The organism is Meiothermus sp., assembly GCF_025056915.1.
Lineage (GTDB): Bacteria > Deinococcota > Deinococci > Deinococcales > Thermaceae > Meiothermus.
In genome coordinates, this window is record NZ_JANWVH010000185.1 from 1 (window position 1) to 557 (window position 557).

The following is a 557-nucleotide window of genomic DNA, read 5'->3' on the forward strand; positions in this document are numbered from 1 at the left end:
GGGGGTATTAAGACAGTCTCTGACAGGTGGTGGGTGAGGTGCCGAGGTAATTGCAGCACCTCTCCTTGTGTTCTTGTGAAAGAAGGGCCATATTAGGCGGGCTGTCTTATGTTTGCTGCCCTGGCCCGTCTGGTTGTCCGCTACCCTGTACAGGTTGTCCTGGTCTGGCTGCTGCTGGTGTTGCTGGCCGTCCCGGCCGCCCGGCTGGCCCCGCAAAACCTGGCCGCCAACGCCAGCGATGTGAAAAACAGCGAGGCCCAGAGGGTCTTGCAAATTTTGAACGAGTCCTTTGGCCTGCCCTCGGTTGATCGAACGGTGCTGGTAAGCGAGTCCAGCCTGCCCGCGCACGACCCCCGCTTTCGCCAGGTCTACAACCAACTGATCGCCCGGATCCAGAGCCTGGAGGGGGTGCTGCGCATCCACCGCTACGACGCGCCCAGCCCGCTCCAGCAGCAAAGCCAGGATGGCAAAATAACCGCCACCCTGCTGGACACGCGCCTGGAGAACGGCGAGGCCGTGATCGAGGCTTTGAGGCGGGAAGCCAGGGCTGCCCAGAC

At 62.5% G+C, this 557-nt stretch carries 1 pseudogene; it reads left to right on the forward strand.

The annotated features are described in order from the left end of the window. Nucleotides 1–108 precede the first annotated feature (108 nt). A pseudogene (locus NZN28_RS14575) lies at nucleotides 109–557 on the forward strand (MMPL family transporter); the annotation flags it as partial.